This window comes from Bradyrhizobium sp. LA6.8 (assembly GCF_040547935.1).
GTDB classification, from domain to species: domain Bacteria; phylum Pseudomonadota; class Alphaproteobacteria; order Rhizobiales; family Xanthobacteraceae; genus Bradyrhizobium; species Bradyrhizobium barranii.
Window position 1 is genome coordinate 134,960 of sequence record NZ_JBEPQQ010000010.1, and the last position, 23,156, is coordinate 158,115.

Annotated in this window: 24 protein-coding genes; 10 read left to right on the plus strand and 14 right to left on the minus strand. The window is 64.5% G+C overall.

Annotation, left to right across the window (positions count from 1 at the left end; translation table 11 throughout):
* Positions 1-89: 89 nt before the first annotated feature.
* The 3 genes from ABIA90_RS36780 (at position 90) to ABIA90_RS36790 (ending at position 1,744) form a co-directional block, all read left to right on the plus strand.
* Positions 90-839, plus strand: coding sequence for a glycosyltransferase family 2 protein (locus tag ABIA90_RS36780; RefSeq protein ID WP_354121027.1), 750 nt, complete (start codon positions 90-92; stop codon positions 837-839).
* 64 nt (positions 840-903) lie between these two features.
* Positions 904-1,284 carry a DUF2304 domain-containing protein gene (locus tag ABIA90_RS36785; protein ID WP_354121028.1) on the plus strand — a complete coding sequence of 127 codons (381 nt, stop codon included), beginning with the start codon at positions 904-906 and terminating at the stop codon, positions 1,282-1,284.
* A gap of 55 nt (positions 1,285-1,339) precedes the next feature.
* Positions 1,340-1,744: a VOC family protein gene (locus ABIA90_RS36790; RefSeq protein WP_354121029.1), complete on the plus strand. Its 405-nt coding sequence runs from the start codon at positions 1,340-1,342 to the stop codon at positions 1,742-1,744.
* A gap of 50 nt (positions 1,745-1,794) precedes the next feature.
* On the opposite strand, the gene ABIA90_RS36795 is transcribed toward ABIA90_RS36790, so the two are convergent.
* Positions 1,795-2,286 carry an NUDIX domain-containing protein gene (locus tag ABIA90_RS36795; protein ID WP_085402497.1) on the minus strand — a complete coding sequence of 164 codons (492 nt, stop codon included), beginning with the start codon at positions 2,284-2,286 and terminating at the stop codon, positions 1,795-1,797.
* Positions 2,287-2,414: 128 nt separating this feature from the next.
* On the opposite strand from ABIA90_RS36795, the gene ABIA90_RS36800 reads away from it, so the two are divergent.
* Positions 2,415-3,296, plus strand: a complete 882-nt coding sequence (locus tag ABIA90_RS36800; protein WP_354121030.1) for a metallophosphoesterase family protein — start codon at positions 2,415-2,417, stop codon at positions 3,294-3,296.
* A 135-nt stretch (positions 3,297-3,431) separates the two neighbouring features.
* Here ABIA90_RS36800 and ABIA90_RS36805 read toward each other — a convergent pair whose 3' ends face one another.
* The 3 genes from ABIA90_RS36805 to ABIA90_RS36815 form a co-directional block, all read right to left on the minus strand.
* Positions 3,432-3,986: a hypothetical protein gene (locus ABIA90_RS36805; RefSeq protein ID WP_354121031.1), complete on the minus strand. Its 555-nt coding sequence runs from the start codon at positions 3,984-3,986 to the stop codon at positions 3,432-3,434.
* Between the two features lie 189 nt (positions 3,987-4,175).
* Positions 4,176-4,385 carry a DUF4170 domain-containing protein gene (locus ABIA90_RS36810; RefSeq protein ID WP_008137787.1) on the minus strand — a complete coding sequence of 70 codons (210 nt, stop codon included), beginning with the start codon at positions 4,383-4,385 and terminating at the stop codon, positions 4,176-4,178.
* A gap of 30 nt (positions 4,386-4,415) precedes the next feature.
* A complete protein-coding gene (locus ABIA90_RS36815; protein ID WP_166350172.1) occupies positions 4,416-6,050 on the minus strand; it encodes an isocitrate lyase in 1,635 nt (544 codons plus the stop codon).
* A 241-nt stretch (positions 6,051-6,291) separates the two neighbouring features.
* On the opposite strand from ABIA90_RS36815, the gene ABIA90_RS36820 reads away from it, so the two are divergent.
* On the plus strand, positions 6,292-7,737 hold the full coding sequence (locus ABIA90_RS36820; protein WP_071916200.1) for a helix-turn-helix domain-containing protein: 1,446 nt from the start codon (positions 6,292-6,294) through the stop codon (positions 7,735-7,737).
* 209 nt (positions 7,738-7,946) lie between these two features.
* On the opposite strand, the gene ABIA90_RS36825 is transcribed toward ABIA90_RS36820, so the two are convergent.
* Positions 7,947-8,240, minus strand: a complete 294-nt coding sequence (locus tag ABIA90_RS36825; protein ID WP_166084869.1) for an antibiotic biosynthesis monooxygenase — start codon at positions 8,238-8,240, stop codon at positions 7,947-7,949.
* Between the two features lie 224 nt (positions 8,241-8,464).
* Between ABIA90_RS36825 and ABIA90_RS36830 the strand changes: the two genes are divergently transcribed.
* Positions 8,465-9,271, plus strand: a complete 807-nt coding sequence (locus ABIA90_RS36830) for a hypothetical protein (protein ID WP_354121032.1) — start codon at positions 8,465-8,467, stop codon at positions 9,269-9,271.
* Between the two features lie 162 nt (positions 9,272-9,433).
* Positions 9,434-9,778 carry a hypothetical protein gene (locus ABIA90_RS36835; RefSeq protein WP_063985177.1) on the plus strand — a complete coding sequence of 115 codons (345 nt, stop codon included), beginning with the start codon at positions 9,434-9,436 and terminating at the stop codon, positions 9,776-9,778.
* A 162-nt stretch (positions 9,779-9,940) separates the two neighbouring features.
* Here the strand turns inward: ABIA90_RS36835 and ABIA90_RS36840 are convergent, their stop codons facing one another.
* On the minus strand, positions 9,941-10,582 hold the full coding sequence (locus ABIA90_RS36840) for a tetratricopeptide repeat protein (protein WP_028158277.1): 642 nt from the start codon (positions 10,580-10,582) through the stop codon (positions 9,941-9,943).
* 149 nt (positions 10,583-10,731) lie between these two features.
* On the minus strand, positions 10,732-11,688 hold the full coding sequence (gene htpX / locus ABIA90_RS36845) for a zinc metalloprotease HtpX (protein ID WP_063985179.1): 957 nt from the start codon (positions 11,686-11,688) through the stop codon (positions 10,732-10,734).
* Between the two features lie 325 nt (positions 11,689-12,013).
* Between htpX and ABIA90_RS36850 the strand changes: the two genes are divergently transcribed.
* The 3 genes from ABIA90_RS36850 (at position 12,014) to ABIA90_RS36860 (ending at position 15,200) form a co-directional block, all read left to right on the plus strand.
* Positions 12,014-13,315: a lytic murein transglycosylase gene (locus tag ABIA90_RS36850; protein ID WP_354121033.1), complete on the plus strand. Its 1,302-nt coding sequence runs from the start codon at positions 12,014-12,016 to the stop codon at positions 13,313-13,315.
* A gap of 107 nt (positions 13,316-13,422) precedes the next feature.
* Positions 13,423-13,926 (plus strand): DUF1993 domain-containing protein, encoded by a 504-nt coding sequence (locus ABIA90_RS36855; protein WP_354121034.1) that lies wholly within the window; start codon positions 13,423-13,425, stop codon positions 13,924-13,926.
* Positions 13,927-14,099: 173 nt separating this feature from the next.
* Positions 14,100-15,200: an alkene reductase gene (locus tag ABIA90_RS36860; protein WP_354121035.1), complete on the plus strand. Its 1,101-nt coding sequence runs from the start codon at positions 14,100-14,102 to the stop codon at positions 15,198-15,200.
* A gap of 223 nt (positions 15,201-15,423) precedes the next feature.
* Here the strand turns inward: ABIA90_RS36860 and ABIA90_RS36865 are convergent, their stop codons facing one another.
* The 7 genes from ABIA90_RS36865 to glpD form a co-directional block, all read right to left on the minus strand.
* Positions 15,424-17,166: an ABC transporter substrate-binding protein gene (locus tag ABIA90_RS36865; RefSeq protein ID WP_208089314.1), complete on the minus strand. Its 1,743-nt coding sequence runs from the start codon at positions 17,164-17,166 to the stop codon at positions 15,424-15,426.
* A 130-nt stretch (positions 17,167-17,296) separates the two neighbouring features.
* Positions 17,297-17,626: a DUF2160 domain-containing protein gene (locus ABIA90_RS36870; protein ID WP_071916206.1), complete on the minus strand. Its 330-nt coding sequence runs from the start codon at positions 17,624-17,626 to the stop codon at positions 17,297-17,299.
* Between the two features lie 10 nt (positions 17,627-17,636).
* A complete protein-coding gene (locus ABIA90_RS36875; RefSeq protein WP_071916207.1) occupies positions 17,637-18,443 on the minus strand; it encodes a carbohydrate ABC transporter permease in 807 nt (268 codons plus the stop codon).
* Positions 18,443-19,417 carry a carbohydrate ABC transporter permease gene (locus ABIA90_RS36880; RefSeq protein WP_071916208.1) on the minus strand — a complete coding sequence of 325 codons (975 nt, stop codon included), beginning with the start codon at positions 19,415-19,417 and terminating at the stop codon, positions 18,443-18,445. The genes ABIA90_RS36875 and ABIA90_RS36880 overlap by 1 nt, the downstream gene beginning before the upstream one ends.
* Complete coding sequence (locus tag ABIA90_RS36885; RefSeq protein WP_354121036.1) at positions 19,417-20,502, minus strand: ABC transporter ATP-binding protein; 1,086 nt, start codon at positions 20,500-20,502, stop codon at positions 19,417-19,419. Before ABIA90_RS36885 ends, ABIA90_RS36880 begins: the two co-directional genes overlap by 1 nt.
* 14 nt (positions 20,503-20,516) lie before the next feature.
* Entirely contained in the window at positions 20,517-21,593 is a 1,077-nt protein-coding gene (locus ABIA90_RS36890; protein ID WP_071916210.1) for an ABC transporter ATP-binding protein, read from the minus strand.
* Positions 21,590-23,140: a glycerol-3-phosphate dehydrogenase gene (glpD, locus tag ABIA90_RS36895; protein ID WP_354121037.1), complete on the minus strand. Its 1,551-nt coding sequence runs from the start codon at positions 23,138-23,140 to the stop codon at positions 21,590-21,592. Before glpD ends, ABIA90_RS36890 begins: the two co-directional genes overlap by 4 nt.
* Positions 23,141-23,156: the final 16 nt, after the last annotated feature.

A 23,156-nucleotide genomic window follows, 5' to 3' on the forward strand; every position in this document is an offset into this window, starting at 1 on the left:
GCCCGCCGCCTGTACAGGAAAAGCACCGGCAAGTATAGCAAAGTGGGGATTCTGGGGGTGAGGCAGACGTGGCCGATATGGGACTGGGCTTGGGTTCAACTGACACGTACCGCAACGGCGCCGCCGCACCGCAGCAAGGCACGTCGCGCGTCCTCATCATCATTCCCTGCTTCAACGAGGAGGCCTCGGTCGGCGGCCTGCTGAGCGAGATCGCGGCGACCGGCCGCGGCTACCACACCCTGGTCGTCGACGACGGCTCGTCGGACGCGACGTCCGCGGTGGCAAGCTGCCGCTCGCCGGTCGCCCGCCTCGCGCAGAATCTCGGCATCGGCGGCGCCGTGCAGACCGGCATCAAATACGCGGCGCGTCAGGATTTTGATTTCTGCATCCAGATCGACGGCGACGGGCAGCATGATCCGCGCGCCATCGAGACGCTTCTGGAGGCCTATCGCAACGACCCGACCAACATCACCATCGGAAGCCGCTTCATCGACCATGCCGGTTTCTGCTCCACGCGCATGCGGCGCGCCGGCATCAGGCTGATCGTGCTTGCGCTCAACGGCCTCTTCAGCGGCGGCCGCATCACCGATCCGACCAGCGGCATGCGCTTGCTCGACCGTTCCGCCATCGCCTTCTTCGCAAAAGCGTATCCGACGGATTTTCCGGAGCCGATCTCGCTGGCCTGGGCCATGCGCGCAGGCCTCACGGTCAGCGAAGTTCCGGTCGAGATGCGGGCGCGCGAGACCGGCGTCAGCTCGATCGACGGATTGAAGTCGGCGAGCTACATGATCCGCGTCCTCGGTTATATCCTGCTCGCGCGCCTCGTGAGGGCGTCATGACGCCGAGCGTCCCCCTTCCGATTTGTGGTCTCATCATCTCGTCGAACATTCTGAGGAGGCAGCCGTGACAGATGCCCTTCCAAGTCCGGAGACGGTCGTCGTCGTCTCCGCCTTTGCGCTGATCTACATGCTGGTGCTGCTGCGCAAGACGATGCAGGGCAAGTTCGATCTCTATGACTTCCTGATGCTGTCCATGGTGGCGATCATCCCCGCGGGCTTCACGCTGTTTCCGACACTGGCTTATCTCGTCAGCCATCTGACCGGCGTCGTGTTTCCGTTCGTCGTGATGTTCGGCGCCCTGTTCCTGGTGGTGTTCGCGTTCATGCACAACATGACGGCGCGACTGCACAGGCTGGAGCGGCAGAACTGTGCGCTGATCCAGGAGCAGAGCCTGCTGGCGCTGGAGCTGCAGGCGAAGGAGAGCCGTCAGGGCGTCGAGTCATGACCGCGTAGCCGAGAAAATCCAGCGTCGTCGCGAGGCAAAGACAGGGAGAGCGGGCATGCTGAAGAACGCGAAAGTGGCAACCCGGCTTCCAGCCAAAGACCTCGACCGCGCGCGGGCGTTCTATTCGGAAAAGCTCGGGCTCGAGCCGGTCGAACAGCGCGAGGGTGGGCTCCGTTACGTCTGTGCGGCCGGCGAGTTTGCGATATTCGTCTCGGCCGGCACGCAATCCGGCACGCACACGCAAATGGGGTGGGAAGTCGAGGATATCGAGGCAACCGTGCGCGAACTTCGCACACGCGGCGTCGCGTTCGAGGACTATGACCTGCCCGGCTTGAAGACTGTCGATGGAATTGCGGAGATCACGGGAAACTATCCGAGCAAGGGTACTGGCGAGCGGGGCGCCTGGTTCCGCGACAGCGAAGGCAACCTGCTGGGGATCGGGCAGCCGGTTCGGGTTTGAGGATTCGGCCGGATCGCTTCAACGTCAGATCGCTTCAACGCCAAATCTCCTCACCGCCACGTCGCGGTCGGCGGCTTGCCGTCCAGCACTTCCGCGAGCCTTTGCCGCGTGCCGTGTGTGGTGCCCTCGGGCAGCGCATTGATCGCGAAGAATCCGCATTCGACGATCTCGTGGTTGGGCTCAGGGACGCGATCCTGCTTGAACTGCCTGACCACGTAGACCGCGACGTGGTCGCGGCGGGAGACGTGGCTGTTGAGGAAGATGCCGTGCAGCACGGCGTCACCGGTGAGATCGATGTCCCCCTCCTCCTTGAGCTCGCGCCGCATCGCCTGCTCCATGGTCTCGCCGAGATCGACGCCGCCGCCGGGCAGATACCAGCCGGTGATGTAGCTGTGCCTGACCAGGAACACCCGGTTCTCGGAATCAAGCACCACGGCGCGGACGCCGAGCGTCATGCCGCGGACAAGCAGGAAATAGGCGTGGAAGATTCGCCGCAGCAGCGGTTCGAATGTCCGTCGGACGCTGTTCAGACGATCCCCCATCAGGCTCCCAAAGAAACTCCCAAGAAACCTCCCAAGAAAACTGCCATGAGGCGCCGGTCCGGGCCCCGCTTGCACAGTCCTCGCGACCTTGCCATTACAGCGGACGAATAGCGAGGCAATCGCGCGCCATGGCCCCCTTCACGCTCGCCCATCTGTCCGACCCGCATCTGCCGCCGTTGCCGAAGCCACGGCTGATCGAACTCGCGGGCAAGCGCGCGCTCGGCTACGTCAACTGGACGCGCAACCGCCACAAATACCAGCGCCGCGAGGTGCTCGACGCGCTCGTCGCCGACGTCCAGGCGCAGACGCCCGACCACATCGCGGTAACAGGCGATCTCGTCAATCTGGCGCTGGAGGCGGAGTTCGCGCCGGCGCGCGCCTGGCTCGACGGCGTCGGTCCGCCCGACCGCGTCACCACCATTCCCGGCAATCACGATGCCTATGTCCACGCCACCTCTCACCGCTTCGGCGAGACCTTTGCACCCTATCTTGCGGGCGACGACGGCAGCATCGGCTTTCCTTCGCTGCGCCGGCGCGGGCCGCTCGCGCTGATCAGCCTGTCCACGGCGGTGCCGACCCTGCCGCTGATGGCGACGGGCACGCTCGGCCGCGATCAGCTCGCATCCCTCGAAGCGGTCCTCGACCGCCTCGCCGCCGAGGACGCCTTCCGCGTGCTGCTGGTGCATCATCCCCTGAAGTCCGGCGCGCGCCAGAAACGGATGACCGATGCGGGTGCGCTGCTGGGACTGATCAAGCGTCACGGCGTCGAGCTGATCCTGCACGGGCACGACCACATTCATTCGACGATGTGGTTCGAAGGCCCCAACGGCAACATCCCCGCGGTCGGCGTGCCGTCGGCCTCCGCGCTCGCCCACGGGCGCTACCCGGCGGCAGCGTATAACCTGTTCACGATCGAGAAAGACAATTCCGGCTGGCGCTGCGAGCAGACGGTGCGGGGCCTCGGGTCCGGATTTCAGATCCGGCAGATCAAGCAGGCAAGGCTGATCTAGTTCGCCGTCATTGCGAGCCAACGGGTCCGCGCGAAGCGCGGCCCGATGACAGGCTCCGCGAAGGCAATCCAGAGTCTCTCCGCGGAAAGATTCCTGGATTGCTTCGCTGCGCTCGCAATGACGGCGGAGGGCGTCTCACCAGCTCCGCAGGGCCGCCAGCACGGCGAGGCCGAACAAGGCGGCCGCGCCGAAAATGAATCCGAACACGAATGGCCAGAGGCGCGAGCGGCGCGGCGGCTCGGCGGCCGCGGGCTTCGGCTCTGATGGCACCACCATGGCGTGCTCGCGCTCGATCATGCGGCGGGCGACGTAGTCGGTCACGGCTTCGACGATCGCGGCGGTGTCGTGCGCTTCGGCGAGCACGATGCGGCCGAAGCGGGTGTCCTGGACGAAGCGGTACATCCGCTTGTCGCGCCCCATCATGATGTGTGCGACGACATCGATCCAGAGCCTGGGCGTATCGCCCTGGCTGATGCCGCGATCGAACAGGTCGATCTGGTCGGGCACCTGCGCGAACAGGGGATCGAGCGCATCGTTGAGGATCTCCAGCCGCGCCACCTCTGCGTCGCGCAAATCGACGACCACACCAGTCCGGTCGGCGGCCTCGATCCGTGCCCGCAGCAGCGCGTCGCGCAGCCGCACCGGGCGCGGCTGGCTGGGATGGGTCCCGCTGGTCTCAGGCTCTGACATTGTCGGCCTCGTCCTCGACTTTACGCCATTAACCTATCAGCAACCAAACGGTCCGCAAAGGGCCCACAATTCCAGAGACTTACGGCGCCCACAGCCGATTGACCTGTACCAAAAACAGACGATCCCACCCGGCTTGCGCCGGATGGGACCCTCCGTCCTTGGACGTCTTCTTAATTAGTCAGGCAGCCGTCAGGCCGAGACCCGCGACGGCTCTTCCACGATCGAGAAGCGGACGCCGGCCTTGTGGCGGTTCTCTTCCGAGACCGAGCGCCAGGCATCCTCGGCTTCCTTGCGGGTCTTGAAAGGACCCTGCACCTGGGCGGAGCCTTCCACGAGCTTGTGGAAGTTCATCGAACCGAACTCGCCGCCGATCACCCAGAAATTGCTGCCTTTGGTCATTGTCAGTCTCCTCTTGGATAGCGTGGTGCGTTAGCCGAACTGGTTCATCGTGTTGTGGGCGCCGCCCGCCTTCAGGGCAGCCTCGCCGGCGAAGTATTCCTTATGGTCGTCGCCGATGTCGGAGCCGGCCATGTTCTGATGCTTGGCGCAGGCGATACCCTGGCGGATCTCGGCGCGCTGCACGTTCTTCACGTAGCCGAGCATGCCCTGGTCGCCGAAATATTCCTTCGCCAGATTGTCGGTCGAGAGCGCCGCCGTGTGGTAGGTCGGCAACGTGATCAGGTGATGGAAGATGCCGGCACGCTTGGCTGAGTCGGCCTGGAAGGTGCGGATGCGCTCGTCGGCTTCCTTCGCCAGCGGCGTATCGTCGTATTCCGGCTTCATCAACTCGGCGCGGTTGTACTTGCTGACGTCCTGGCCGGCTTCCTTCATCGCGTCGTAGACCTGCCAACGGAAGTTGAGGGTCCAGTTGAACGACGGCGAGTTGTTGTAGGCCAGCTTCGCGTTCGGAACCACCTTGCGGATCCGGTCGACCATCTTGGCGATCTGCTCGATATGCGGCTTCTCGGTCTCGATCCAGAGCAGGTCGGCGCCGTTCTGCAGCGAGGTGATGCTGTCGAGCACACAGCGGTCTTCGCCAGTGCCGGGACGGAACTGGTAGAGGTTGCTGGGCAAGCGCTTCGGACGCATCATCTTGCCGTTACGGTTGATGATGACGTCGCCGTTGCGGGCGTTCTCCGGCGTGATTTCCTCGCAATCCAGGAAGCTGTTGTACTGATCGCCGAGGTCGCCAGGCTTGTGGCTGACGGCGATCTGCTGCGTCAGGCCGGCGCCGAGCGAGTCGGTACGGGTCACGACGACACCGTCTTCGATGCCGAGCTCGAGGAAAGCATGGCGGCAGGCGCGGATCTTCGCCAGGAACACCTCGTGCGGCACGGTGACCTTGCCGTCCTGGTGACCGCACTGCTTCTCGTCCGAGACCTGGTTCTCGATCTGGAGCGCGCAGGCGCCCGCTTCGATCATCTTCTTGGCGAGCAGATAGGTCGCCTCCGCGTTGCCGAAGCCCGCGTCGATGTCGGCGATGACGGGCACGACATGGGTCTGGAAGTTGTCGATCTTCTCGATCAGCTCCTTCTCCCTGGTCTTGTCGCCTTCCTTGCGCGCCTTATCGAGGCTGCGGAAGATGTCATTCAACTCGCGCGAGTCGGCCTGGCGCAGGAAGGTGTAGAGCTCTTCGATCAGCGCGGGCACCGAGGTCTTCTCGTGCATCGACTGGTCGGGCAGCGGGCCGAATTCGGAGCGCAGCGCCGCGATCATCCAGCCAGACAGGTACAGATAGGTGCGATCGGTCTTGCCGCCGAAGTGCTTCTTGACCGAGATCAGCTTCTGCTGGGCGATGAAACCGTGCCAGCAGCCCAGTGACTGCGTGTATTTGGTCGGATCGTTGTCATAGGCCGCCATGTCGGTCCGCATCAGCGCCGCGGTGTAGCGAGCGATGTCCAGGCCGGTCTTGAAGCGGTTCTGCAGGCGCATGCGCGCGACGGCCTCGGCGGACACCCCGTTCCAGGTCGGCTGGGTCTTGAGGAGCGCCTGGGCTGCCTCGACCTCGCTCTGATACGAGGCCGGGCTCTGCAGGGCGTTGATGCCACGGGGCTGGTAATTCATCTGCTCGATCCTTTCGCTGATGACAACTCAACTTGTCATCGACATTTTTGACAGTGCATTGCGAAATGCGTGTCATGAGCTAAACGCCAGAAAGCGAAGTTCGTACAGAGGCCTTGTATTCGAATGGTGATGTCATGTAACATCAGAACATGTAATAGATGTTATTTTGTAAATCATGTAAAGAATATGGGTCAATAAGACTGTCCTTGATGTGCTTGTCGTGCCCTTGGGAGATCTGAAAATGCCCGCCGTTTCAGGGAAAAAACTGTTCGTCGGCCCGCGCTTCCGGCGGATCCGGCAGCAATTGGGGCTGTCGCAGACCCAGATCGCCGAGGGGCTCGGGATCTCGCCGAGCTACGTCAACCTGATCGAGCGCAACCAGCGCCCGGTGACGGCGCAGATCCTGCTGCGGCTGGCCGAGACCTATGACCTCGACCTGCGCGACCTCGCGACCGCCGACGAGGACCGCTTCTTCGCCGAGCTGAACGAGATCTTCTCCGATCCGCTGTTCCGCCAGATCGACGTTCCCAAGCAGGAACTGCGCGACCTTGCCGAGCTCTGTCCCGGCGTCACCCATGCGCTGCAACGGCTCTATGCCGCCTATGCCGAGGCCCGCCAGGGCGAGACCTTGGCCGCGGCGCACATGGCCGACCGCGACGTCGGCACGCGCTATGAGGCCAATCCCGTCGAGCGCGTGCGCGAGCTGATCGAGGCCAACCGCAATTATTTTCCGGAGCTGGAGCAGGCCGCGGAGACTCTTCGCGACGAACTGAACGTGCCGGCCGAAGGGCTCTATGCCGCGCTCGCCGCACGCCTGCGCGAAAAGCATTCGATCCAGACCCGCATCATGCCGGTCGACGTGATGCGCGAGACGCTCAGGCGTTTCGACCGCCATCGCCGCCAGCTCCTGATCTCCGAGCTGGTGGATCCGCCCGGCCGCGCGTTCCAGCTCGCCTTCCAGCTGGGCCTCGGCGAATGCGCGCAAGCCCTGGAGACCATTATCGGCCGCGCCGGCCCGCTCGACGACGCGCCGCGCCGCCTGTTCCGCATCACGCTCGCCAACTATTTTGCGGCGGCCGTGATGATGCCCTACCCGGCCTTCCTCGCCGCGGCGGAGGCCTTGAACTACGACATCCACGTGCTGGCGCAGCGCTTCAATTCCGGCTTCGAGCAGGTCTGCCATCGCCTCACGACGCTGCAACGGCCGAACGCGCGCGGCATTCCGTTCTTCCTGCTGCGCGTCGACAATGCCGGCAACGTGTCGAAGCGCTTTTCCTCCGGCACGTTCCCGTTCTCGAAATTCGGCGGCACCTGTCCGTTGTGGAACGTGCACTCGACCTTCGACACGCCAGATCGCCTGTTGAAGCAGGTGATCGAGCTCTCCGACGGCACGCGCTATTTCTCGATCGCGCAGATGGTGCGACGCCCCGTCGCGCCGCATCCGCTGCCGCAGCCGCGCTTCGCCATCGGCCTCGGCTGCGAGATCCGTCACGCCGCCCGCCTCGTCTACGCCTCCGGCCTGGATTTGGAGAAAACGGAGGGCACGCCGATCGGCGTCAACTGCCGCCTCTGCGAACGCGAAAACTGCGCCCAGCGCGCCGAGCCGCCGATCACGCGCACGCTGATTTTGGATGAGACGACAAGACGGGTGTCGAGTTTCGCGTTCTCGAATGCACGGGAGTTGTGAGGCACACCGCTGTCATGCCCCGCGACCCGGCCACGCCAAGGCTTCGCCGGGGTTGAGGTCCAGGGGCGCCGAAGCTTTAGCGTAGGCGGCAGGCGGGGCATCCAGTACGCCGCGGCTTATCGGTTCGATCACAGCCGTCTCGGAGTACTGGATCGCCCGGTCAAGCCGGGCGATGACAGTTGAGTGTGAGGCGAGAGCGATCCGTCCAACTACGCCAGCGTATGCACGATCACCGGCCCGGCTGCGGCGCTCGCATGCCCTGCAAGCAGCGGCCCCAGATCCTTCTCGATCCAGGCGATTGCGCGCCGGTTCGCCTCCTCCGCCTGCTCGAACTTGTCGAAGATGGAGATCGCGGTGACCGTGTCGTCGCCGGCATAGACGACGTAGTAGGCACGGAAACCCTCGACGTCGCTGATGATCGGAACGGCGCCGTCCTTGATGCGGCGCGCCAGCTCTTCGGCGCTCCCGCTTTTCGCCTTGGCCTGACGGATGGCGGCATACATGGCATCCTCCTCCGGCTATTGCTGTCGGGCATGTGCCCGGCTTCGATCCTACGCCGAAGCGCGCGACCAATCCACGCTTGGTTAACCCGGCACTAATCCGTCTCCGCGATCTGCAACCAACGGTTAAGCACGCCTCAACATCGGTGCCTTAGTCTCGCCCCACTCACTTTTCGCAAACGGCGACGGCCTATTCTGCCGGGTGAAGTGACATCAGGGGGTTCATCATGCGCGTTGCGCTGCTGCTGACCGCGACCGTTGTGGGCGCGCTCTTCGCCAATCCATCCCATGCCGGAGCGCTCGACGCGTCGGCCGGGGCAGCGCAGGCGCTGCCGCCGGGCTTCCAGAGCTACCGCGGCTACATGTTCGACCTGACGGAGAATTCCGAGCGCAAGGACGTCGACAAGCTCACCGACAATCTGAAGCAGCAGATCGACGTCGTCGAGGCTTCCGGCCTGTCGCCGCGTGTGCTGCGCTTCTTCCACACCGTTCCGATCGTCGCGAGCGAGCTCGCCTGCCTCGACGAAGGCGCCGCGACCGCATGCTACGGCCGGGTCACGCCGGACATCCAGCGCACCGCACCCCGGACGCTGACGGTCTGGGACCCCGACAAGCAGCGCTGGACCAATCCGAACGCCGTCGACCTCGCGGTCGATTCGGGCCTCGGCGTGATCATGCTGCGGCCGGACATGATGCGCTACGAGAAGGAAGCCGTGCTGCTGCACGAGCTGCTGCACGCCTATCACGCGCGGCTGCTGCCGGACGGCTACGCCAACAAGGGCGTGATCGGCTATTTCGCCCTTGCCAAGTCCAAGGACCTGTTGCCCAAGGAATCCTATGCGATGAAGAATCCCATGGAATTCTTTGCCGTGACCGCCAGCATCTTCCTGGCCGGCAAGAGCGAATTCCACGACCCGAAGTCGCGCGAGGCGCTCAAGGAGAAGATGCCGGACTATTACAAATATCTGGTCGGCGTGTTCGGCTTCGACCCCGATCCGGCACCGGCGAGCGGTCCGGTTGCCTCGCTGAAATAAGGCGTCTGCGCCAAGCCACCCCAGTAAGCCGCGCAAAAATGCGCGGCTTTTTTGGTTTGGTAACCGGAAGCTGCGGACGACGCGCCGCCGGGAATTGCCAAGGCGGGGCCCGATCTGCATAGTCCCGCCCGCATCGATACCGTTTTAAGAGGATAGAACAACATGGCGGACGCCGACCTGGATGTCGTGATCCGGCAACTGGCCAGACAGCTGCATACGGGCCTTTTGACCCGCGCCAAGGAGCGCCGGGATCGCTTCAACGGCCTTGCGGCCAAGGCCAAGGGCAAGGAGACCGGCGACCGCTTCAAGATGATGGCCAAGGCCACGATGGAGCAGGCCACCGCCGCCGCCAAGCGCCTCCAGATGTCCGCCGACAACGTCGCCGACAGCTACGCCCGCTCGATGCGCCTCGTCGCCAGCACGCCGATCCCGGCGAAGGTGGAGAAGAAGGCGAAGGAGAAGCCGGTGAAAAAGGCGAAGAAGGCCAAAGCCAAGAAAGCGAAGTAAGCGCGCACGATTCACCTCGCCCCGCTTGCGGGGAGAGGTCGGATTGCATCGCAGATGCAATCCGGGTGAGGGGGTACAGGTACCGCGACAGTCGCGCATGTGGATAGAGCCCCTCACCCCAACCCTCTCCCCGTAAGAACGGGGAGAGGGAGAAGAGCTCCTCTACCGCCTCGGCGCGGGGGCCTGGTTCGGCTCGGCGCTCGCGAGCTCGGCGAGCTTGGCGCGGGCCGCGTCGCGGGTGCGGCCGTCCTTGCCGGCCGGCAGCGCGAGAGCGGCTTCGAAATCGGCGCGTGCGTCGTCGGCCTGGCCGCGGGCGAGGAATGCAAGGCCACGGTCGAGGCGGGCCTGCGCATCCGACGGGTCGAGACGGACCGCCGTGTTGTAGCTCAGGATGGCGCGATCGAGATCCCCGGTGGCGGCGAGCGCCAGACCGCGCTGGTGATAGGGCGCGGCGTGCCTGGGATCATGTGCGATCGCCTCATCGTAATCCTCGATGGCAAGCTCCAGGTCGCCGTTCTGCCGGCGCGCCTGCGCCCGGTCGCGATACAGCGAGGCGCGGTTGGGATTGAGGTGGATGGCCTCGTCGAAATCCGCGATCGCCCGCCGCCAGTCGCCGTGGCGCAACGCGATCCGTCCGCGCCCTTCATAGGCGAACGCGATCAGCGATCCCCGCAGCGGCGAGAATCCGATCACCGCCGAGCAGATGTCGGGCTCGTCCTCGTCCCCGCAATTGACGACCGTGTGCGTGGACAGGCCAATGAGCACGCCCAGGACGATCAACAATGGTACCGCAGCTTTGGTCATCTTCGACCGTGGCAGGCAGAGGACCGGCCACGCATCCCCTTTCGAAGGAACAGTCTCGCCATGGTGTTAACACCGGCCGGGACCATCCTGTGTGCGCCAGGTCACAAAAGCTGGTCACAAAGCCGGGCGCGATTCCAGCCGGTTCCGCATCAGCCCCAAGGGCCACGGGAAGGACCAGGTGAAGGGCCGCGTGAGGACGACTGCCCCCACGGGCTCCGCGGCGGATAGTTTTCGTTGGCACCGACCGACGGAGATGCCTGCGCGCCGAGCTCGGCCGCGAGCTGCTGGAGCGCCGCGATACGGTTCTGCGTCGAAGGATGGGTGGCGAACAGATTGTCCACACCATGGCCCGACAGCGGGTTGATGATGAACATGTGCGCGGTCGCGGGGTTTCTCTCGGCATCGTAGTTCGGGACCTGATGCGCGGCGCCTTCGATCTTCAGCAGCGCCGACGCCAGCCACATCGGCTGGCCCGCAATGCGCGCGCCGAGATTGTCCGCGGCATATTCGCGGGTACGGCTGATCGCCATCTGCACCAGCATGGCGCCGATCGGGGCGAGGATCATCATCAGGATCGAGCCGACGATGCCGGGGCCGTTGTTGTCGCGATGGCCGCCGAAGAACATGCCGAACTGCGCCAGCATCGAGATCGCGCCGGCAATGGTCGCGGTAACAGTCATCAGCAGCGTGTCGTGATGCTTGATATGCGCGAGCTCGTGCGCGATCACGCCGGCAAGTTCCTCGCGGCTGAGCTGATGCACAAGGCCGGTGGTGACGGCGACCGCGGCATTCTGCGGGTTGCGCCCGGTCGCGAACGCGTTGGGCTGCGCCTCGTCCATTACGAACACACGCGGCATCGGCAGCGAGGCGCGGCCCGCAAGCTCGGCGACGAGCCCGACCAGCTCCGGCGCGCTGGCGCGGTCGACCTCATGGGCGCCGTACATGCGGAGCACCATGCGGTCGGAGTTCCAGTAGGTGAAGAGATTGGTCGCGGCGGCAATGACGAGCGCGATCATGGCGCCGGTGGCGCCGCCGATCAGATAGCCGACGCCCATGAACAGGGCGGTGAGGCCGGCGAGCAGCATTGCGGTACGCAGATAGTTCATGGCCGTCTCCCAGGGCGGCCGCAGGCGAGCCATCGGCCGGCGCTATTCAGGTAGGGATGACCCCGGCCCGGGTGCAAGGTTTCAAGGTGCGTCGCGGGGCCGCGGCTATGCCCAACATTGCATTCCCGGGCTTGTCCCGCCTGCGCGGCCGAAGCCGCTTCGGCGCGGCGAAGGCCCGGGCATCCACGTTCTTCCTCTACACAAGGCCCGAAAGGCGTGGATGGCCGGGACAAGCCCGGCCATGACGAAGGGATGGTTTGAGGCGCTCAATTCACTTAAGCTTTAGCAAGATTCCACACGCGCCCTTCTCCCCGCCGGAAACCTCATGCTCCAGACCCGATTTGCGATCGCGGCCGCCGCTCTGCTCGCCTTCGCCCTCCCCGCCTCCGCCCAGTTCGCGCCACCACCCGCCAAGCCCATCGCGCCCAAAGCCACAACCCCGTCGCCGCGCGCGGCCTCGTGCCACAATGGCGCGAGCTTCGATCGCTTCCTGGCCGACGTGAAAAAGCAGGCCGTTACCGCCGGCGTGTCGCAGCGGACGATATCGGAAGCCTCGCCCTACCTCGTCTACGACCAGGGCATCGTCAATCGCGACCGCGGCCAGCGCGTGTTCGGCCAGCTCTTCACCGAATTTGCCGGCCGCATGGCCGCGCCCTATCGCATGCAGAACGGCCAGCAGCACATCAAGAGCCACGCGGCTGCGTTCGCACGCGCCGAAAAGGAATACGGCGTGCCGCCGGCGGTGATCGCCGCGTTCTGGGGCCTCGAGAGCGATTTCGGCGTCAACATGGGCAATCTGCCGACGCTGAAATCGTTGGTGTCGCTGGCCTATGACTGCCGCCGCTCGGAGATGTTCGTGAACGAGACCATCGCCGCGCTGAAGATCATCGACCGTGGCGATCTCACACCCGACGAGATGGTCGGCTCCTGGGCCGGCGAGCTCGGGCAGACGCAATTCTTGCCCGTGCATTACGTCAACTACGCCGTCGACTATGACGGCGACGGCCGGCGCGATCTCTTGCGCAGCGAGGACGACGTGATCGGCTCGACCGCGAACTACATCGCCAACGGATTGAAGTGGCGGCGCAGCGAGCCGTGGCTCGAAGAGATCAAGGTGCCGCAGAACCTGCCCTGGGATCAGACCGACCTCACGGTGCAGCAGCCGCGCGCGAAATGGGCGCAGTTGGGGGTCACCTATCCCGACGGCCGTCCGCTGCCGAACGACAATCTCGCGGCGTCCGTGCTGCTGCCGATGGGACGCAATGGACCTGCCTTCATGGCGTATGCGAATTTCGCGGCCTACACCGAGTGGAATAATTCGCTGATCTATTCGACCACCGCGGGTTATCTCGCCACCCGCATCGCGGGCGCGGCTCCGATGCGCAAGCCGGCCCAACCGGTCGCGCAACTGCCGTTCAACGAGCTGAAGCAATTGCAGCAGCTCTTGGTCCAGGCCGGCTTCAACGTCGGCAAGGTCGACGGCGTGCTGGGCCAGCAGAGCCGCGCCGCCGTGAAGGCGATGCAGATCAAATACGGCCTGCCCGCCGATTCCTGGCCGACCGCCGAGCTGCTCGCGCGGATGCGCGGCGGCACGGCCCAGGCGCAGCCGGCGGGGATGATCCGGTAGAATTTTCGCACCGCACAAGCCGCTCTCGCGATTGTAATTTTCCGTGATGCTCCCATGTGAGTGGCTCAGGTTTCTCCTGAGATTTCCCATTCACAAGCGAGCATCACATGTCCTTCCACGACGCCGTCGTCCCCGCGTACTTGCAAATGCTGAACAGCCTGACCGGCCTGCTCACCAAGGCCGAGGCGCATTGCGCGGCCAAAAAGATCGACCCGGGCGTCCTGCTCGGCTCGCGCCTCTTCCCGGACATGCTGCCGCTGTCGAAGCAGATCCAGCTCGCCAGCGATTTCGCCGCCAAGGGCTGCGCCAGGCTGACCCATAGCGAGGTGCCTTCGATGCCCGACACGGAAAAGACGTTTGAGGAGCTGAAGCAGCGGCTCGCCAAGACGATCGACTACGTGAAATCGTACAAGCCGGAGCAGTTCGAAGGCGCCGACACCAAGGACGTGACCTTCCCGGCGGGCCCGGACCGGACCATGACGCTCAAGGGCCAGCAGTTCTTCAGCGGGGTCTCGCTGCCGAACTTCTATTTCCACGCCACCACCGCTCACGGCATCATGCGTCACAACGGCATCGAGATCGGCAAGCGCGATTTCCTCGGCGCGAACTGAGAGATCGCGGGCCGTGGCAGCGCAAATCCGCTGTCATGGCCGGGATTGCACATGAATCATGCTACGCGGACCAGGCCGCGTAGCTCGCCTGCACTTTCCGTATGGCTCCTCCCTTGCGCCTGATGTCGCGATGCACAAGTGTTCGTGATCTGTCACCGCCTGGAAGCATTCCCATGAGCCGTCCGACCAAATTGCTAGAGACCTACAAGCTCGGCCCGATCACGCTGGCCAACCGCCTCGTGATGGCGCCGCTGACGCGCAACCGCGCCGCGCCCGGCACGTTCGTGCCGAGCCCGCTTGCCGCCGATTATTACGGCCAGCGCGCCTCCGCAGGTCTCCTGGTCACCGAAGCGAGCCAGATCTCACAGCAGGGCCAGGGCTACCAGGACACGCCCGGCATCTACAGCAAGAACCAGGTCGCCGGCTGGCGCAAAGTCACCGACCGCGTGCATGAGCGCGGCGGCAAGATCTTCATCCAGCTCTGGCATGTCGGCCGCATCTCGCATGTCGATCTCCAGGCCAATGGCGCAGCCCCGGTGGCGCCGAGCGCGATCCGCGCCAAGGGCAAGACCTTCGTCAACGGCACCTTCGCCGACGTCTCCGAGCCCCGCGCGCTCGAGCTGTCTGAAATTCCCGGTATCATCGACGACTTCAAGCGCGCCACGAAGAATGCGATCGAGGCCGGTTTCGACGGCGTCGAGATCCACGGCGCCAACGGCTATCTGCTCGACCAGTTCGCGAGGGACGGCGCCAACAAGCGCACCGATGCTTACGGCGGCTCCATCGAAAACCGCGCGCGGCTGATGCTCGAGGTCTCCAAGGCAGTTGCCGCCGAGGCCGGCGCCGACCGCACCGGCATCCGCATCTCGCCGGTGACGCCGGCCAACGACCTCTCCGACTCCAATCCGCAGGCCTTGTTCGATCACATCGTCGACGGTCTCAACGCACTCAAGCTGGTCTATCTGCACGTGGTCGAAGGCGCCACCGGCGGCCCGCGCGACATCGCGCCGTTCGACTATGCGGGCCTGCGCAAGCGCTTCACCCGCGCCTACATCGCCAACAACGGCTACGACTTCGATCTCGCGACCAAGGTGCTGGACACGAACGCAGCCGATCTCATTGCGTTCGGCAAGCCGTTCATCTCCAACCCCGACCTTGTCGAGCGGCTGAAGACGGGCGCGACGCTGAACGATTGGGACAAGAACACGTTCTACGGCGGCGGCGCGAAGGGCTACACGGATTATCCGACGCTCGCGGCCGAGCCGGCGGAGTAATTTCCTCTCCACACATGACGCTGTCATGCCCCGCGAAGGCGGGGCATCCAGTACGCCGCGGCTCTTCGGTTCAATCACGACCGTCTCTGGAATACTGGATCGCCCGATCAAGTCGGGCGATGACAGCGAGTGTGTAGTCGGCACAATCGCCATTCTCGACATCCGCCAGAAAAAAGGCCGGGATCGCTCCCGGCCTTTCGTGTTTGATGACGCTATGCGCCGCTTACTTCGCTTCCGCGCGCTTGGGCGGGGATGCCGGCCACGACTTGATCAGCGTGTCGTAGTCGACCGTCTCACCCTTCGGCTTCTCGTTGGCGAGCTTGCGCTGCGGCGCGATGGTGCCGTCCTTCTGGGCCTTGGCGTACCAGTACTCGGCGGTCTCCTTCTTGTGCAGCTTCGGACCGCAGGCGCCCTGCACGCCGGACTTCTCGAGGCGCTCCATGACGGAGTCCTGAGCGGCCGCGAGTGCATCCATCGCGGCTTGCGGCGTCTTCGCACCGGACGACGCATCGCCGATGTTCTGCCACCAGAGCTGCGCGAGCTTCGGATAGTCAGGCACGTTGTTACCGGTCGGGGTCCACTGCACGCGCGCGGGCGAGCGGTAGAACTCGATCAGGCCGCCGAGCTTCGGCGCACGCTCGGTGAACGACTTGTCCCAGATGTCGGATTCACGAATGAAGGTGAGACCGACATGGCTCTTCTTCAGCGACACCGTCTTGGAAACGATGAACTGGAGGTAGAGCCAGGCCGCCTTGCGGCGGTCAGCCGGGGTCGACTTCAACAGCGTGAGCGAGCCGGCGTCCTGGTAGCCGAGCTTCATGCCTTCCTTCCAGTACGAACCGTGCGGCGACGGAGCCATACGCCATTTCGGCGTACCGTCCGCGTTCATCACGGCGATGCCCGGCTTCACCATGTCGGCGGTGAAGGCGGTGTACCAGAACATCTGCTGGGCGATGTTGCCCTGAGCCGGCACGGGACCGGACTCGGAGAAGGTCATGCCCTGGGCCTGCGGCGGAGCATACTTCTTCATCCACTCCAGATACTTCGTGATCGAGTAGACCGCGGCCGGACCGTTGGTGTCGCCACCGCGATCGACCGAGGAGCCGACCGGACGGCAGCCTTCCATGCGGATGCCCCATTCGTCGACCGGCAGACCGTTCGGAATGCCCTTGTCACCGTTGCCGGCCATCGACAGCCAGGCGTCGGTGAAACGCCAGCCGAGCGAGGGATCCTTCTTGCCATAGTCCATATGGCCGTAGACCTTGACGCCGTTGATCTCCTTGATGTCGTTGGTGAAGAACTCGGCGATGTCTTCATAAGCGGACCAGTTCACGGGCACGCCGAGCTCGTAGCCATACTTGGCCTTGAACTTGGCTTTGTAGTCCGGGTTGGTGAACCAGTCGTAGCGGAACCAATAGAGGTTCGCGAACTGCTGGTCCGGCAGCTGATAGAGCTTGCCGTCCGGCGCGGTGCCGAACGACTTGCCGATGAAGTCGTTGACGTCGAGCTGGGGATCGGTGACGTCCTTGCCCTCGCCGGTCATGTAGTCCGACAGTGCGATGGTCTGGCCGTAGCGGAAGTGCGTGCCGATCAGATCGGAATCGTTGATCCAGCCGTCATAGACGTTCTTGCCGGACTGCATCTGCGTCTGCAGCTTCTCGACGACGTCACCTTCCTGGATGATGTCGTGCTTGAGCTTGATGCCGGTGAGCTCGGAGAACGCCTTTGCCAGCGTCTGCGACTCGTATTCGTGGGTCGCGATGGTCTCGGAGACGACGTTGATCTCCATGCCCTTGAAGGGCTCGGCGGCCTTGGCGAACCACTCCAGCTCCTTCTTCTGCTCGTCCTTCGACAGCGTCGAGGGCTGGAATTCCGCAATCCACTTCTGGATCGCGGCGTCGTCGGCGGCGCGGACCGGCGCCGAGACGGCGAACGACACCGCAACGATGGCGGCGGCGCTGGACATGGTCAGAAAGCTATTCTTGGTCAATGGACCTTTCCTTCTCCTAAACTGTCGCATGTTGTTCCTCCGTTGCAGCGACAAAATTTTATACAGGCCCGGGTTGCCCCCGGATCTGGCCGTCCCTTCGCGAGCTTCAGACCGTGCGAAAAATGAGCACGGCCGTGGCCAGCGAAATTCCACTTGCGAGCCACAGGCTCGAAATCTCAAAACCTTCCTCGCCGATCGGCAGGGTGGCGAGTGTATCGGTGCCGGCGAACGTGATCCACAGAAGGTGGATGACGGCCGCCGTGATCAGGGAGATGAACAGGCGGTCGCCCCGCGTCGTCGGAATGCTGAGCACGCCGACGCGCTCGGCTTCGGGATAGACCGCGGCGAGGTACGTCATGACCGCCAGGGTGCAGGCGAGCGCCACGAAGAAGATCGCGGTCGGCAGCGTCCAGGCCATCCATGCAATAGATTCCATCGATGCCTCCCTAGACCCGACCGAGCGCGAAACCGCTCGCGATGTAATTGCGGACGAACCAGATCACGAGGGCGCCCGGGATGATGGTCAGCACGCCGGCTGCGGCCAGCAGGCCCCAGTCCATGCCCGCAGCCGATACCGTACGCGTCATGATCGCCGCGATCGGTTTTGCCTGCACCGAGGTCAGCGTCCGCGCGAGCAGGAGCTCGACCCAGGAGAACATGAAGCAGAAGAAGGCGGCGACGCCGATGCCGCTCGCGATCAGCGGCACCAGGATCCTGATGAAGAAGCGCGGAAAGGAATAGCCGTCGAGGAAGGCGGTCTCGTCGATCTCGCGCGGCACGCCGGAGACGAAGCCTTCGAGGATCCACACCGCCAGCGGAACGTTGAAGATGCAATGCGCGAGCGCGACCGCCCAGGGCGTATCGAACAGGCCGATCGCCGAGTAGAGGTTGAAGAACGGCAGCGCATAGACCGCCGCCGGGGCCATGCGGTTCGACAGCAGCCAGAAGAACAGATGCTTGTCGCCGAGGAAGCGGTAGCGCGAGAACGCGTAGGCCGCCGGCAGCGCCACCGAGATCGAGATGATGGTGTTGAGGACGACGTATTCCAGCGAATTGATGTAACCGGAATACCAGCTCTCGTCAGTGAAGATGCGCTTGTAATGCTGCAGCGTCGGGGAATGCGGCCACAGCGTCATCGTCGAGACGATCTCGGCGTTGGTCTTGAAGCTCATGTTGACGAGCCAGTAGATCGGCAACAGCAGAAAGATCAAAAACAGCCCCATGATGAGGCGGCGGCCGGGGATCGAATGCATCAGGCCACTCCTTCCTTCGGCTTGAGCGCGGGCGCAGGCTGGAGCGCGCCTGCGGGCTTGGGCTCCGCCGCCGGCTCCTTCTCCGCCTGTGCCTTACGCTCGACGCCGGCATTGGTCATGACGGTGTAGAAGATCCAGCAGACGATCAGGATGATCAGATTGTAGACCAGCGACAGCGCGGCGGCCTTGCCGAGATCGAACTGGCCGAGCGCGATCTTGACCAGCTCGATCGAGACGAAGGTGGTCGAGTTGCCCGGCCCGCCGCCGGTGACAACGAACGGCTCGGTGTAGATCATGAAGCTGTCCATGAAGCGCAGCAGCACCGCGATCAAGAGCACGCGGTTCATCTTCGGCAGCTGGATCGCCTTGAACACGGCCCAGCGCGAGGCGCCGTCGATCTGCGCGGCCTGGTAATAGGCCTCCGGGATCGACTTCAGGCCGGCATAGCAGAGCAGCGCAACGAGGCTGGTCCAGTGCCAGACGTCCATCACGATGACGGTGATCCAGGCGTCGACTGCGTTGGACACGTAGTTGTAGTCGAGGCCCATCGCATTGAGCGTATAGCCCATCAGACCGATGTCGGGCCGGCCAAAAATCTGCCAGATCGTGCCGACCACGTTCCACGGAATCAGCAGCGGCAGCGCGAGGATGACGAGGCAGGCCGCGACCGTCCAGCCCTGGCGCGGCATCGACAGTGCGACGACGATGCCGAGCGGCACCTCGATCGCGAGGATCACCATCGAGAAGAACAGATTGCGGCCGAGCGAGGCGAGAAAGCGACCGCCGAGATCGGTCGAGGGATCGAGCAGTTCCTTGAACCAGCCGACGCCGTTCCAGAAGAACTGGTTGTTGCCGAAGGTGTCCTGCATCGAATAGTTCACGACCGTCATCAGCGGCAGCACCGCCGAGAAGGCCACGACCAGGAACACCGGCAGCACCAGGAACCAGGCTTTTTGGTTGACGGTCTTGTCCATCAGGCGGCTCCCTCCACCAGAAGGCTGTCGGCATAGACGTGGACATGCGCCGGATCGAATTTCAGCCCGGCAGTGCCGTCCGCGCTGGTGAAGCCCGCCGGCGCGCGCGCCGCGATCTTGGCCTCACCGATACGGACGCGCGCGAAGCGGATGCGGCCGAGGTCGTCGATGCGGTCGATCTTCGCACTGAGCAATCCGGGTGCGGGCGCGACGGCATCGACGAACTCCGGACGCACGCCGATCTCGATCTTGGCGCCGGCAGGCAGGCTGTCATAGCTGCGGTTGAGCGCGATGACATTCCCGCTGATGCGCGCCTCGCGACCCTTCACCTCGGCCGGCAGGATGTTCATGCCGGGCGAGCCGATGAAATAGCCAACGAAGGTGTGCGCCGGCTTGTCGAACAGCTCGGCGGGCGTGCCGCTCTGCACCACGCGGCCATCATGCATGACGACAACGGTGTCGGCGAAGGTCAGCGCCTCCGTCTGGTCGTGGGTGACGTAGATCATCGTCAGGTCGAGCTCGCGATGCAGCGCCTTCAGCTTGGAGCGGAGCTGCCATTTCAGCTCCGGATCGATCACGGTCAGCGGCTCGTCGAACAGCACGGCGGCGACGTCGGAGCGGACCAGACCGCGGCCGAGCGAGATTTTTTGCTTGGCATCCGCCGTGAGGCGCGTCGCCTTGCGATTGAGATAGGGCTCAAGGTCGAGCAGGCGGCCGATCTCGGCGACGCGCTTATCGATCTCGGCTTTCGGCACGCCGCGGTTCTTCAGCGGAAACGCCAGGTTCTGCCCCACCGTCATGGTGTCGTAGATCACCGGAAACTGGAACACCTGGGCGATGTTGCGCTTCTGGGTTGACAGCGGTGTGATGTCCTGGCCGTCGAACAGGATTTTCCCCCGCGACGGCGTGATGATGCCGGAGATGACGTTGAGCAGCGTGGTCTTGCCGCAGCCGGACGGGCCGAGCAGCGCGTAAGCACCGCCCTGCCGCCAGGTCATGGTCACCGGCTTCAGCGCAAAGCTTTCCTGCGGCGCATCATTGCCGCCGTAGGAGTGGGCGAGATCGACGAGGTCAATGCGAGCCATAGCGCATCTCCCCCTTACGAGCTCGGCGCGGCGACCAGACGGTCGGCCGCGTCGAAGACGAAGACATCATTGGGATCGAGCACGGCATCGATGGTCTGGCCGGGCTCGAACTCGTGCACGCCGTGCAGCACCGCCACCCAGTTCGATCCGTCGCGGGTCAGGTGCACGAAACTCTCCGAACCGGTGATCTCGGTCACCGTCACCGTGGCGTGGAAGGCGTGGCGGTCGGCCTCGCCATTGGCGAGGGCGAGCTGATGGGCGCGGAAGCCGACGCGATAGGCGCCGTCGGCGAGCGATGAATAGAGACCGGAGGCCGGCGCGGCGATGCCGCCCGCATATTGCACAGAGCCGTTCCTCTTCTCGATGCCGACGAGGTTGAGCGGCGGATCGGAGAACACCTGGGCGACCCGCAGCGTCTGCGGACGGCGGTAGACGTTCGGCGTCTCGCCGATCTGGAGCGCCTGCCCCTCCCACATGCAGACCGTGTTGCCGCCGAGCAGCAGCGCCTCGGTCGGCTCGGTCGTGGCATAGACGAAGATCGCGCCGGACGCCTCGAAGATGCGCGGCAGCTCGGTACGCAGCTCCTCGCGCAGCTTGTAGTCGAGATTGGCGAGCGGTTCGTCGAGCAGCACGAGATCGGCGCCCTTCACCAGCGCGCGCGCCATCGCGGTGCGCTGCTGCTGGCCGCCGGAGAGCTGGAGCGGAGTGCGTTTCAGGAACGGCTCGAGCCTGAGCAGCCGCGCGGCTTCCGCGACACGCTTCTCGATCTCCTCGCGCGGCTTCCCCTGCACGCGCAGCGGCGAGGCGATGTTCTCGTAGACCGTCAGCGAGGGATAGTTGATGAACTGCTGATAGACCATCGCGACCGAACGCTTGCGCACGTCGACACCGGTGACGTCCTTGCCGTTGACCAGCACCTTGCCCGTCGTCGGCTTGTCGAGGCCGGCGAGCAGCCGCATGATCGAGGTCTTGCCTGACAGCGTCGGCCCGAGCAGCACGTTGAGCGTGCCGCTCTCGAGCGTCAGCGAGACGTCGCGGATGTGCGGTATCCCCTCGACGGTCCGGGTCACATGATCGAGCGTCACGGTCATGAGCGTCCTCCCGCTTCCAGCAGGGGACTTTGCGGCACAGCGTGGGTTGCAATCCAGTCGTTCAATGCAGCAACCTCGTCGGCAGATAGTCGCAGGCCAAGTTTGGAGCGGCGCCAGACGATGTCTTCCGCCGTGACCGCCCATTCATTGGCCATGAGGTAGCGGACCTCGCGTTCGGTCAGTGTCGCGCCGAAGGCCTGGCCGAGATCGGCGGCCGACTTGGCATCGCCAAGCAGCTTGATGGCGCGGGTACCATAGGCGCGCGCGAGGCGCCGCGCATGCTCATGGCTGAGGAAGGGATAGCCGCGCTGGAGTTCGGCGATCAGGCCGTCGACGTCGGACACGCCCATGTCGCCGCCGGGCAGCGGCCATTTGCCGGTCCAGCCTTCGCGCGCTTTCGCACTGCGAAGATAGGGTGCGAGCCGTTCCAACGCCTCTTCGGCGAGCCGGCGGTAGGTCGTGATCTTGCCGCCATAGATCGAGAGCAGCGGCACGCCGCCGGGTGTGTCGAGCTCAAACACGTAGTCGCGCGTCGCGGCCTTGGCTTCGCTGGCGCCGTCGTCATAAAGCGGTCGCACGCCGGAATAGGTCCAGACCACGTCCGCCGAAGTCACCGGCTTGGCCAGGTATTCGCTCGCGGCGGCGCAGAGGTACTCGATCTCTTCGGGCGTCGCCTTCACCTTGGAGGGATCGCCGTCATAATCGCGATCGGTGGTGCCGATCAGCGTGAAATCGTCCTGGTACGGGATCACGAAGATGATGCGGCCGTCCGCGTTCTGGAACATGTAGGCGCGGTCGTGGTCGTAGAGCTTTTTGACTACGATGTGCGACCCCTGCACCAGGCGCACCTTGGCCTTCGCGTTCACGCCGGCGCCGCGGCCGAGCACATCCTCGACCCAGGGGCCGCCGGCATTGACCACCGCGCGGGCCTGGACCTGCGAACGCTCGCCGGTCAGCGTGTTGAGCATGCTGACGGTCCAGATGCCGCCGGACTGCTTGATATCCGTCGCGCGGGTGCGGGTGCGGATCTCGGCGCCCTTGTCGGCGGCATCGCGTGCGTTGAGCACGACGAGACGGGCGTCGTCGACGAAGCAGTCGGAGTATTCGAACGCGCGGCTGTAGCGGTTCGGGATCAGCGGACGGCCAACCTCGTCGCGCCTGAGATCGACCGAACGCGTCGCCGGCAACAGGTGCCGGCCGCCGATATGGTCATAGAGGAAGAGGCCGAGGCGCAGCAGCCAGGCCGGACGCAGGCCGGCGTGATGCGGCAAAACGAAACGCAGGGGACGGATGATATGGGGCGCGATGCCCCAGAGGATCTCGCGCTCGATCAGCGCCTCGCGGACCAGACGAAACTCGTAATATTCGAGATAGCGCAGGCCGCCATGCACCAGCTTGGTCGACCAGGACGAGGTCCCGCTCGCCAAATCGTTCATTTCGCACAGGAAGACCGTGTTGCCACGGCCCACCGCGTCGCGCGCGATGCCGCAGCCGTTAACACCGCCTCCGATAATGGCGAGGTCGAAAATACGCTCCAACAGACGCATCCCCCGGCGACCGCTC

Coding starts and splice junctions, on each gene's coding strand:
- ABIA90_RS36790 (WP_354121029.1), top strand. CDS start 1,340: ATGCTGAAGAACGCGAAAGTGGCAACCCGGCTTCCAGCCAAAGACCTC.
- ABIA90_RS36795 (WP_085402497.1), bottom strand. CDS start 2,286: ATGGGGGATCGTCTGAACAGCGTCCGACGGACATTCGAACCGCTGCTG.
- ABIA90_RS36800 (WP_354121030.1), top strand. CDS start 2,415: ATGGCCCCCTTCACGCTCGCCCATCTGTCCGACCCGCATCTGCCGCCG.
- ABIA90_RS36805 (WP_354121031.1), bottom strand. CDS start 3,986: ATGTCAGAGCCTGAGACCAGCGGGACCCATCCCAGCCAGCCGCGCCCG.
- ABIA90_RS36810 (WP_008137787.1), bottom strand. CDS start 4,385: ATGACCAAAGGCAGCAATTTCTGGGTGATCGGCGGCGAGTTCGGTTCG.
- ABIA90_RS36815 (WP_166350172.1), bottom strand. CDS start 6,050: ATGAATTACCAGCCCCGTGGCATCAACGCCCTGCAGAGCCCGGCCTCG.
- ABIA90_RS36820 (WP_071916200.1), top strand. CDS start 6,292: ATGCCCGCCGTTTCAGGGAAAAAACTGTTCGTCGGCCCGCGCTTCCGG.
- ABIA90_RS36825 (WP_166084869.1), bottom strand. CDS start 8,240: ATGTATGCCGCCATCCGTCAGGCCAAGGCGAAAAGCGGGAGCGCCGAA.
- ABIA90_RS36830 (WP_354121032.1), top strand. CDS start 8,465: ATGCGCGTTGCGCTGCTGCTGACCGCGACCGTTGTGGGCGCGCTCTTC.
- ABIA90_RS36835 (WP_063985177.1), top strand. CDS start 9,434: ATGGCGGACGCCGACCTGGATGTCGTGATCCGGCAACTGGCCAGACAG.
- ABIA90_RS36840 (WP_028158277.1), bottom strand. CDS start 10,582: ATGACCAAAGCTGCGGTACCATTGTTGATCGTCCTGGGCGTGCTCATT.
- htpX (WP_063985179.1), bottom strand. CDS start 11,688: ATGAACTATCTGCGTACCGCAATGCTGCTCGCCGGCCTCACCGCCCTG.
- ABIA90_RS36850 (WP_354121033.1), top strand. CDS start 12,014: ATGCTCCAGACCCGATTTGCGATCGCGGCCGCCGCTCTGCTCGCCTTC.
- ABIA90_RS36855 (WP_354121034.1), top strand. CDS start 13,423: ATGTCCTTCCACGACGCCGTCGTCCCCGCGTACTTGCAAATGCTGAAC.
- ABIA90_RS36860 (WP_354121035.1), top strand. CDS start 14,100: ATGAGCCGTCCGACCAAATTGCTAGAGACCTACAAGCTCGGCCCGATC.
- ABIA90_RS36865 (WP_208089314.1), bottom strand. CDS start 17,166: ATGTCCAGCGCCGCCGCCATCGTTGCGGTGTCGTTCGCCGTCTCGGCG.
- ABIA90_RS36870 (WP_071916206.1), bottom strand. CDS start 17,626: ATGGAATCTATTGCATGGATGGCCTGGACGCTGCCGACCGCGATCTTC.
- ABIA90_RS36875 (WP_071916207.1), bottom strand. CDS start 18,443: ATGCATTCGATCCCCGGCCGCCGCCTCATCATGGGGCTGTTTTTGATC.
- ABIA90_RS36880 (WP_071916208.1), bottom strand. CDS start 19,417: ATGGACAAGACCGTCAACCAAAAAGCCTGGTTCCTGGTGCTGCCGGTG.
- ABIA90_RS36885 (WP_354121036.1), bottom strand. CDS start 20,502: ATGGCTCGCATTGACCTCGTCGATCTCGCCCACTCCTACGGCGGCAAT.
- ABIA90_RS36890 (WP_071916210.1), bottom strand. CDS start 21,593: ATGACCGTGACGCTCGATCATGTGACCCGGACCGTCGAGGGGATACCG.
- glpD (WP_354121037.1), bottom strand. CDS start 23,140: ATGCGTCTGTTGGAGCGTATTTTCGACCTCGCCATTATCGGAGGCGGT.